Annotated in this window: 7 protein-coding genes; 1 reads left to right on the top strand and 6 read right to left on the bottom strand. The window is 70.5% G+C overall.

What is annotated here, in order from left to right; genetic code table 11:
• Positions 1–851: BaiN/RdsA family NAD(P)/FAD-dependent oxidoreductase (locus AC1D12_RS16025; protein WP_477841459.1), on the bottom strand; the 851-nt coding region annotated here is incomplete at its 3' end.
• A 101-nt stretch (positions 852–952) separates the two neighbouring features.
• On the opposite strand from AC1D12_RS16025, the gene AC1D12_RS16020 reads away from it, so the two are divergent.
• A complete protein-coding gene (locus AC1D12_RS16020; RefSeq protein ID WP_477841457.1) occupies positions 953–2,101 on the top strand; it encodes an MFS transporter in 1,149 nt (382 codons plus the stop codon).
• Here the strand turns inward: AC1D12_RS16020 and AC1D12_RS16015 are convergent, their stop codons facing one another.
• The 5 genes from AC1D12_RS16015 to AC1D12_RS15995 all read right to left on the bottom strand — a co-directional run bounded on the left by AC1D12_RS16015 (position 2,102) and on the right by AC1D12_RS15995 (position 9,131).
• Positions 2,102–3,232 (bottom strand): sterol desaturase family protein, encoded by a 1,131-nt coding sequence (locus AC1D12_RS16015; RefSeq protein WP_477841455.1) that lies wholly within the window; start codon positions 3,230–3,232, stop codon positions 2,102–2,104.
• 58 nt (positions 3,233–3,290) lie between these two features.
• Positions 3,291–4,109, bottom strand: coding sequence for a uroporphyrinogen-III C-methyltransferase (cobA, locus tag AC1D12_RS16010; protein ID WP_477826267.1), 819 nt, complete (start codon positions 4,107–4,109; stop codon positions 3,291–3,293).
• Positions 4,106–5,059 (bottom strand): DNA-binding protein YbiB, encoded by a 954-nt coding sequence (gene ybiB / locus AC1D12_RS16005; protein WP_477841453.1) that lies wholly within the window; start codon positions 5,057–5,059, stop codon positions 4,106–4,108. The genes cobA and ybiB overlap by 4 nt, the downstream gene beginning before the upstream one ends.
• Before the next feature lie 77 nt (positions 5,060–5,136).
• Positions 5,137–6,225 carry a glycoside hydrolase family 5 protein gene (locus tag AC1D12_RS16000; RefSeq protein ID WP_477826269.1) on the bottom strand — a complete coding sequence of 363 codons (1,089 nt, stop codon included), beginning with the start codon at positions 6,223–6,225 and terminating at the stop codon, positions 5,137–5,139.
• Positions 6,226–6,353: 128 nt separating this feature from the next.
• Positions 6,354–9,131 (bottom strand): nitrate reductase, encoded by a 2,778-nt coding sequence (locus AC1D12_RS15995; RefSeq protein WP_477841461.1) that lies wholly within the window; start codon positions 9,129–9,131, stop codon positions 6,354–6,356.
• Positions 9,132–9,146: the final 15 nt, after the last annotated feature.

Here is a 9,146-nt window from a genome sequence, read left to right as displayed (position 1 = left end):
TCGTTGCCCAGCTGCTTGCGCGAGCCGGCCTTGGCGTGCAGGAATTCCGCGGCCAGGTCGCGGTCGGGCGCCAGGTCGAGCTGCAGCGGCGTGCCGGGCTTCCAGAAGCTCGAGATCTGCAGCACGCCCGGCCCGCTGAGCCCGCGGTGCGTGAACAGCAGGTCCTCGACGAAACGGGCCCATGCCTTGCCGGCGCCGGTGCTGATCGCCACCGGCAGCGAGAGCCCGGCCAGCTCGACGAACGGCGCCCACTCGGCCGCCGCGAAGGTCAGCGGCACCAGCGCCGGCCGGGTGTCGACCAGCTTGTGGCCGAACTGCTTCGCGATGCGGTAGCCGAAATCGGTCGCGCCGATCTTCGGGATCGACAGCCCGCCGGTCGCGATGACGACCCGCCGGCAGCGCACCGGGCCGCGCGCCGTATCGAGCTCGAAGCGCTCCGGCTCGCCGCGCACCGCCGCCACGCTGCACGGCTGCCAGCGCGTCACGCCGCCTTGTTCGCATTCGCGCAGCAGCATGCCGATGATGTCTTCGGCCGATTCGTCGCAGAACAGCTGGCCCTTGTGCTTCTCGTGCCACGCGATGCGGTGGCGCTGCACCAGGCCGATGAAATCCTGCGGCGTGTAGCGGGCCAGCGCCGAGCGGCAGAAATTCGGGTTCTCCGACAGGAAGTTGGCCGGCCCGGCATCGCGGTTCGTGAAATTGCAGCGCCCGCCGCCGGAGATGCGGATCTTCTCGGCCAGCTTCTCGGCATGGTCGATCAGCAGCACGCGGGCGCCGCGCTGGCCGGCGATCCCCGCGCAGAACAAGCCGGCCGCGCCTGCGCCGATCACCACCACGTCGTACGAATGCATCGCCGGATTATCCCGGCAGCGCAATCTGTGACAGGTCGGGTCACGGGCCCTTCCTAGAATCAGCCGCTTTCCGACCTCACGCAACCGATTGCTCCCCACCGATGACACCTGATCCGATCGCCGTGGCGCGCGCCACCTGGGCCGTGCGCCTGCAGTTCTTCGTCGCCGGCGTGCTGTTCGCGAGCTTCGGCGTGCACGTGCCGACGATCAAGCAGCACTACGCGCTCGGCGAGCAGGCGCTCGCGATCGCGATGCTGGCCGCCGGCGTCGGTGCGGTCGCGACGCTGACGCAGGCGGGCCGCTGGGTGGGGCGGCTGGGGGCGCGGCGGGCGGCGCTGCTGTCGGGCGGCGCGACCGCGCTGTGCCTGGCGTTGCTGCTGTCGTCGCACGCCTATGCGGGCCTGGTGGCGGTGATGGTGGTGTTCGGCGTCGGCACCAGCCTGTTCGACGTGTCGATCAACGCGGCGGCCGGCGAGCTGGAGCAGCGTGCCGGGCGCAGCCTGATGAGCGGCTTCCACGGCATGTTCAGCCTGGGTGGCATGGTCGGCGCGGGGCTGGGCAGCGTGCTGCTGTCGCACGAGGTCGGCGGCGCGACGCACCTGGTGGCGATGGCGGTGCTGGGCGCGGCGGCGATCGGCGCGGCCGGGGCGGTGATGCTGCGCACGATCGCCGGGTCGGACGACAAGGGCGGCTTCGAGCTGCCGCGCGGGCTGCTGGCGCTGCTGGGCGTGCTGGGGGCGCTGGGCCTGATCGCCGAGGGCGCGATGTACGACTGGAGCGTGCTGTACATGAAGCAGGAACTCGCCAGCGGGGCGAGCTTCGCCGCGCTGGCCTACGCGAGCTTCAGCGCCGCGATGGCGGCGGCGCGTTTCGCCGGCGACTGGGTGCGCGAGCGGGTGTCGCCGGCCGTGCTGATGAGCGGCAGCGCGGCGCTGGCCGCGGCCGCGATGGCGGCGGTGCTGCTGATCGGGCACCCGGTGGTGGCGCTGGTCGGCTTCGCGCTGGTGGGCCTGGGCTTCGCGAACGTGGTGCCGGTGCTGTTCAGCGCCGCGGCGAAGGTGGATGCGAACCCGGCGCACGGCATCGCGGTGGTCGCGTCGGTCGGCTACCTGGGGATGATGGCCGGGCCGCCGCTGATCGGAATCATCGCGGAGCACGCATCGCTGACGCTCGGTCTCGCGACGGTGTCGCTGTTCGCAGGGATCCTCGCGGCGGCAGCGCCGCGGGCGTTGAGGCCTGCGGCGGCTTGATCAGCCTTTCCAGACGAACGGAAATTTCAGCTGCTTGAAGAACCCGTTCGGCACATAGTCGCCGACCACCCCGTACTGATCCGGCCATTTGCGATCCGCCTTCACCGCGGTGCCGAACAGGTAGTCGAGGAACGCGAAGTGCGCCGCGTAGTTCTTGTCGATCGCCTCGTCGTCCTGCGAGTGGTGCCAGTGGTGGAAGTTCGGCGTCACGATCAGGTAGCGCAGCGGGCCGAGCCGCACGCTGACGTTGGCATGGTTGAACACCGCCTGGAAGCCGACCACGACGATGTACGCATCGATCACTTCCTTGCTGAAGCCCAGCACGTAGATCGGCGCCAGCACCAGCGTGCGCGTGATCAGCAGCTCGAGGATGTGCTGGCGCGAGCCGGCCAGCCAGTCCATGCTCTTCACGCTGTGGTGCACCGCATGCAGGCGCCACAGCAGCGGCACCTCGTGGTASGCGCGGTGSGTCCAGTACTGCACCAGGTCGGCCACCAGCACGATCAGGAACAGCGCGACCCAGAAGTTCAGGTTCGCGACCCAGCCCCGCACGCCGTCGTTGGCGGCCCAGCCGAAGAACTTGTGCACCAGCAGGTTGGTCGCCAGCAGGATGAAGCCCACCACCATGTGGTTCACGATGAAGTGATGGAAGTCGGTCTGCCACTCGGCGCGGAACACCGGTTGCTCGCGGCGCAGCGCGAACAGCTTCTCGATGAACACGAAGATCAGCGTCGAGCCCAGCAGGTCGAGGATGAACCAGTCGAGGCCGATGTACGGCGTGTTGTCGGCGAAGTCGTTGACCGGCACCTTGTGCCCGCCCCAGGCGAGCGTGGCCGCCACCAGCACGAATGACGCGAAGGCCAGCCAGCGCGAGCGCCCGCGGATGATGTTGAACAGCGACAGCGAGCCGGCGATCACCAGTGCCACCAGCATCACCTGCCGGATCACCGCCACGTCGTACGACTGGCGCAGCTGCGGCGTCGTCAGGTACTGCGGGAAGTGGAACGCGATCACGCCCAGGAAGCACAGGATGGACAGCCCCAGCGCGATCACGCCGGTCACCATGCCGTGGCCGCGCTCCAGCGGGCCGTRCGAAGCCGTCAGGCGGTTCAGCTTGTCGATCTTGAGCATCAGGTCCTCACTCCACCAGCATCTTGTGGCCGGGGATTATGCGGCGACGCCCCGCGCTTCAGGCGACCCGGACAACCCCCATTTGGAGGGATTCGCGCACGTTGCCCGGCAGATCGTCACGCGCCTGCAGCCCGCGCAACACTTCGCCGACCAGGATGATCGCCGGGCTGCCGAGCTGCTCGCGCTCGATCAGCCCGCACAGGTCGCCGAGCGTGCCGACAGCATGCCGCTGTTGCGGCTGGCTCGCATGCTGCACGACGGCCACCGGCGTGTGCGCCGGCAGCGCCTGCAGCAGGCCCGATTGCAGCGTGGCCGCCTGCGCCACGCCCATGTAGATCACGAGTGTCAGCCCCTGCGCGGCCGCGGCGGCGAGCGTCGGCCAGTCGGGAGAGGCGCCCGATTCCTTCGCGTGGCCGGTCACCAGGATGACGCCGTGCGCATGGTCGCGGTGCGTCAGCGGCACGTCGAGCGAGGTCGCCGCGGCCAGGCCCGAGGTGATGCCGTTGACCACCGACACCTCGATGCCCAGCGCGCGCAGGTGCTGCATTTCCTCGCCGCCGCGGCCGAACACGAACGGGTCGCCGCCCTTCAGACGCACCACGCGCTCGCCCTTCAGTGCCTCGGCGGCCATCAGCTTCTCGATGAAGGCCTGCGGCGTGCTCGCGCAGCCGCCGCGCTTGCCGACATGAATGACGCGCGCCGAACGGCGTGCGTAGCGCAGCACGCCGTCGCCGACCAGGTCGTCGACCAGCAGCACGCTGGCGGCGCGGATCGCGCGGATCGCCTTGACCGTCAGCAGCTCCGGGTCACCGGGGCCGGCCCCCACCAGCGTCACATGACCCAGCGTCACCCGGCCGGGTTGCACAGGAACCGTCATGCCGTCTTCTCCTTCGGATGCGCCCGCTCCAGCGCCGCGAGGCTGTCGAGCAGGCAGGCCACCTGCTGCGTCAGCGGCGCGGGCGCCGGCTTCTCGCCGCTGATGACCGATTGGATGTACATCGCGGTGGTGGCCGCATCGCAGGTGCGCGGCAGCACCGGCAGTTCACGCAGCACGCCGTCGTGGGCCGACAGCGACAGCTCGCTGCGCGGCTGGCCGTCGATGAAGACGTCCAGGCGCGGCAGCCGGCGCGGGTCGGCGACCGGTTCGCCCTCGGTGCCGCGCATCAGCAGCGCGTTCGCGGTGGTGCGCTGCAGGAAGTCGGTCAGCATCGCGMCGTACTCCGGGTGCGTGTAGTTGACGACGCGCAGCGCCTGGCCGGCCGCGCACGGGTCGAGCAGCTTCGCGACGGTGTGGCCGGAGTTGCGCAGGCCGATGGTCCAGCGCGCGTCGAGCAGGCGGGCGAGCGGCGGGCACAGCGCATCGGTGCGCATGAACACCGGCTCGCGGCGGCGCCAGGCCTGGGCCACGTCGTCGGCGCTGCGCGCGAGCGGCAGCCCGAGCACCTGGAAGATGTCGGCGGTGGTGACGCGGCCCGGATCCTCGGGCATGCCGTGCACCAGCACGGGCACGCCTTCCTGCGCGAGCATCAGCGCGAGCAGCGGGGTCAGGTTGGGCAGCTTGCGCGCGCCGTTGTACGAGGGCAGCACCACCAGGGTGCGATCGCAGGTGATCGGCAGGCAGCGCGCCGAGGCCGCCTGCAGGAAGCCGGCCAGCTCGTCGACCGATTCGCCCTTGATGCGCATCGCCATCGCGAAGGCGCCGAGTTCGAGGTCGCTGACCTGGCCGTCCAGGACCTGGCCCATCAGGTCGAGCGCCTGCTCGCGTGACAGCGAGCGGGCGCCTTCCTTGCCGCGACCGATTTCCTTGATGTAGTTCGTGATGCTCATGGGCTCTCCCAGAGCGAGTTTCGCAAGTACCGGGCCAATGCGACGACGATTTGATGAGGCATGTATTAAGAAAGGGCTCAGGGGCCGAGCAAGGCGTTCTTCAGCGGTTCGCGCCAGTCGCGTGCCGCGGGGTCGTAGACGCCGAAGCCCGATGCCAGTTCCCAATATGCCCAGCTGAAGCCGCGGCGCTCGGCCTCGTCGCGCATGCGGCGCGTGTAGGTCACGCGGGAGTCCATCCCGGCCTTGCCGTAGGCGCCGAATTCGCCGAGGTAGATGGGGTAGCGGTGGCGCAGCGACCACGCGAGCGCGGTGTCGAGCGGGCCGCGCATCTGCGCGAGCTGCGCAGCGTCGCAGCAGGGCGTGCCCAGCCAGGCCGCGGCACCGCTGGCCCATTCGGCGCCCTGGTGCGTGAAGTGGAACGGCTCGTAGTGGTGCACCGTGACGATCAGGTTCGCGTCATTCGGCAGCACCAGGCTCGCGAGCGCATTCGCGCTGTTCCATTGCGTCGGGCCGATGATCACGATGCGCGTCGGGTTGCTGCGGCGCACCACCTGCAGCCCGCGCGCGGCGAGGTCGTTCCAGCGGGTGGTCTGCGCGCCGTGCGGCTCGTTGTAGAGCTCGAACACCAGCTTGGGGCCTCGCGTGCTGTAGTGCTGGGCGATCTGTTTCCACATGTTCAGGAAACGCAGCGCATGCAGGCCGTCGGCCACCCGGGCTTCGCTGCCATCGAGCGCATCGCCGTCGAGCTGGCGGTAGTGGTGCATGTTCAGCACGACGATGAAGCCCTTGTCGAGCAGCGCATCGACCGCTTCGTCGACGCGCTTGAAGAATTCGGGGTCGATGCGCGCCTCGCCGTCGGCCGACGCATGGTTGCTCCAGCGCACCGGCAGCCGGGCGTTCGTGAAGCCGGCCTCGGCGGCTTTCGCGACCAGTGTCGCGTCGAAGCGCAGGCCCCAGGCGCCTTCGGTGGGGGCGTCGAAGATGTTGCCGAAGTTGACGCCGCGCCCCATTGCACGGGCGGTCTCGATGGCCGGGGTCGAGGCGCCCGGTGCCGCGCCGGCGGGCATCGGCGGGTAGTCGGCGAGCGAGGCTGGCGCGCTGGCGCAGGCGGCGAGCAGGCTGCAGGCGCAGGCCAGCAGCAGGGCTGCGCGCTTCAGGATCGTCATGCTGTCTGTCTCCATCGTTGTTGTTCGATGGCGATTCTAGAGAGATGACCACCCCTCGGCCGCCGGGTACGGCGACCGATCCCCCGAGGGGATGCGGGCCGGCTTGGGACGGCCCGGCGCTCGGCCCGCTAGGTCGCATGAACCGGCTGCAACTTGGCGCGAACCATGCGTTTCAACGCGGGGATGCACGAACCGCAGTTGGTGCCGCATTTCAGCGCGCCCTGCAGTTGCGCGAGCTGCGCGTCGGCCGGGCCGCTGCAGCGTTCGAGCTGCGCGAGGACGGCCGGCTCGCCGACGTTGAAGCAGGTGCAGACCTGCTTGCCGCTGGCCGGCACCGCGACCGGCGCGCGTGCGCCGGGGCTCAGCAGCAGGCGGCCGTAGGCCTGGGCCGGCAGTTCGTCCTGCAGCAGCGGCTTGATCCAGACCTCGGCGCTGATGTCGCCGGCGAGCAGGAAGCCTTCGAGGCGGGCCTCATCGGTGCCATGGCGCGCGAGCCGCATCGCGCGGCGCTGGCCGCGGCGCTTGTCGGCGTAGTGCAGCACCTCGGGCGCGGCCAGGCCGAGCAGGGCCTCGATGCGCTCCAGCACGGCATCGGGCACCGGCTCGTAGGCCGCGGCGCGGAACAGCACGCCGCTGCGCTCGCGGCCGAACGGCACGCAGCTCGCGAACGCGAAACCGTCCATCAGCGGCTTCAGCGCCTCGCGCACGCGCAGCGCTTCGTCTTCCGGCAGCCAGGCCACGCCGAGCAGGCGCCACGGCAGTTCGGCCTTCAGCACCTTGATGGCGGCGTGCTTCAGCTCGGGTTGCTTGGAGCGCGGGCAGAAGGCCGAGGTCGTCAGCGCATTCACGCCGCGCATCGGCGTGCCGCCGGTCTGGCCGCTGATGAACTCGTCGCCCCAGTGCATCGCGATGAAGGCCTGGGCGGGTGATACCTGCTCGCTCGCCTGCACCGGCAGCACGATGCTGCCGCGGCGCGAGCTGACGTGCACCAGGTCGCCGTCGGCGAGCTTCAACCGCGCGAGGTCCTGCGCATGCATCTCGATGGCCGGCTCGGGCACGTGGCCGAACRGGCGGCCGATGGTGCCGGTGCGGCTCATGCCGTGCCAYTGGTCGCGCAGSCGGCCGGTGKTGAGCGAGAACGGGAAGCGGGCGTCGCGCGGCTCGGCCAGCGGTTCGTACGGGGTGTCGGCGAAGCGGGCGCGGCCGGAGTCGGTCGGGAAGCGGCCGTCTTCGTAGAGGCGCGCCGTGCCGGTCGGGGCGCCGGCGGGGAAGGGCCATTGCGCGGGGCCGGCGCTGTCGAGGTGCGCGTAGCTGAGGCCGGTGATGTCGAGGTCGCGGCCGCGCGTGGTCTCGCGGTGTTCATTCCAGACCGATTCCGGCGTGGCGTAGTCGAACAGCGAGGGCAGCGACGGGCGCAGCCGTGCTTCGAGGCGGCGCGCGAAGTCGGTGGCGGCGGCCCAGTCGTGGCGGGTGTCGCCGGGCGCGGCGATGGCCGGGCGCACGCGGCTGATGCGGCGTTCGCTGTTGGTGACGGTGCCGTCCTTCTCGCCCCAGCTGGTGGCGGGCAGCAGCAGGTCGGCGTACGCGCAGGTGGCGGTGGTGGAGAAGGCCTCCTGCACGACGACGAATTCGGCGCGCTCGAGCGCGCGGCGCACCGTCGCCTGGTCGGGCATCGATTGCGCGGGGTTGGTGCAGGTGATCCACAGCGCGCGGATCTCGCCGTCGGCGGCGGCCTGGAACATCTCGACGGCCGTCTTGCCGGGCACGGCGGGCACGTCGGGCACGCCCCACAGCGCGGCGACTTCCGCGCGGTGGGCCGGGTTCGCGAGGTCGCGGTGCGCGCTCAGCAGGTTCGCGAGCCCGCCGACTTCGCGCCCGCCCATCGCGTTCGGCTGCCCGGTCAGCGAGAACGGGCCGGCGCCCGGCTTGCCGATCTGCGCGGTGGCGAGGTGCAGGTTGATCAGCGCGGCGTTCTTGAAGGTGCCGGCGCGGCTCTGGTTGAGCCCCTGGCAGTACAGCGACAGCGTGCGACCGTCGGCATCGGCGAACCAGCGCGCGGCCTGCACGAGGGCGGCCTCGTCGATGCCGCAGATGCGTGCGGCGTCTTTCGGCGTGAACTCGCGCACGCGGTCGCGCAGCGCGGCGAAGCCTTCGGTGTGGGCGGCGATCCAGGCGTGGTCGACCAGGCCTTCCCACAGCATCAGGTGCAGCATGCCGTTGAAGAGGGCCACGTCGGTGCCGGGCAGCAGTGGCAGGTGCAGGTCGGCGGCCTCGGCGGTTTCGGTGCGGCGCGGGTCGGCGACGATGATCTTCATTGCCGGGTTGGCGCGTTTCGCATCCTCGATGCGCCGGAACAGGATCGGATGCGCCCAGGCGGTGTTCGCGCCGGCGATGAAGAGGGTGCTGGCGAGCGCCAGGTCGTCGTAGCAGGCGGGTGGCGCATCGGCACCGAGCGTGAGCTTGTAGCCGGCGACGGCGCTGCTCATGCACAGGCGCGAGTTGGTGTCGACGTTGTTGGTGCCGATGAGGCCTTTGGCGAGCTTGTTGAAGACGTAGTAGTCCTCGGTGAGCAGCTGCCCGGACAGGTAGAACCCGACCGAATCGGGGCCATGCCGTTCGATCGTGCTGGCGAAGCGTTCGGTGGCGAGGTCGAGCGCGGCGTCCCAGGTGACCGGCCTGGGTGCGCTTCCTCGATCGAGGCGCTGCATCGGCTGCAGCAGCCGCGATTGCATCGTGATGGCTGCGCTGGCCGTGTGGTGCAGCGTGCTGCCCTTGGTGCACAGGCGGCCGAAGTTGGCCGGGTGGTCGGGGTCGCCTCTGACGCCTGTGATCTGGTCGTCTTGTGACTCGATGATCACGCCGCAGCCGACGCCGCAGTAGGGGCAGGTGGAGCGGGTTTCACGCATCTCGTTGTCCTGCAT

It is taken from the genome of Rhizobacter sp. P1_G5 (genome assembly GCF_056405435.1).
The sequence above is the reverse complement of the archived record's forward strand: the minus strand, read 5'-3'. Positions and strand labels throughout refer to the sequence as shown.

Excerpts from the sequence above, each read along its gene's own strand:
- AC1D12_RS16000 (WP_477826269.1), bottom strand. The coding sequence starts at position 6,225 with ATGACGATCCTGAAGCGCGCAGCCCTGCTGCTGGCCTGCGCCTGCAGC.
- AC1D12_RS16020 (WP_477841457.1), top strand. The coding sequence starts at position 953 with ATGACACCTGATCCGATCGCCGTGGCGCGCGCCACCTGGGCCGTGCGC.
- cobA (WP_477826267.1), bottom strand. The coding sequence starts at position 4,109 with ATGACGGTTCCTGTGCAACCCGGCCGGGTGACGCTGGGTCATGTGACG.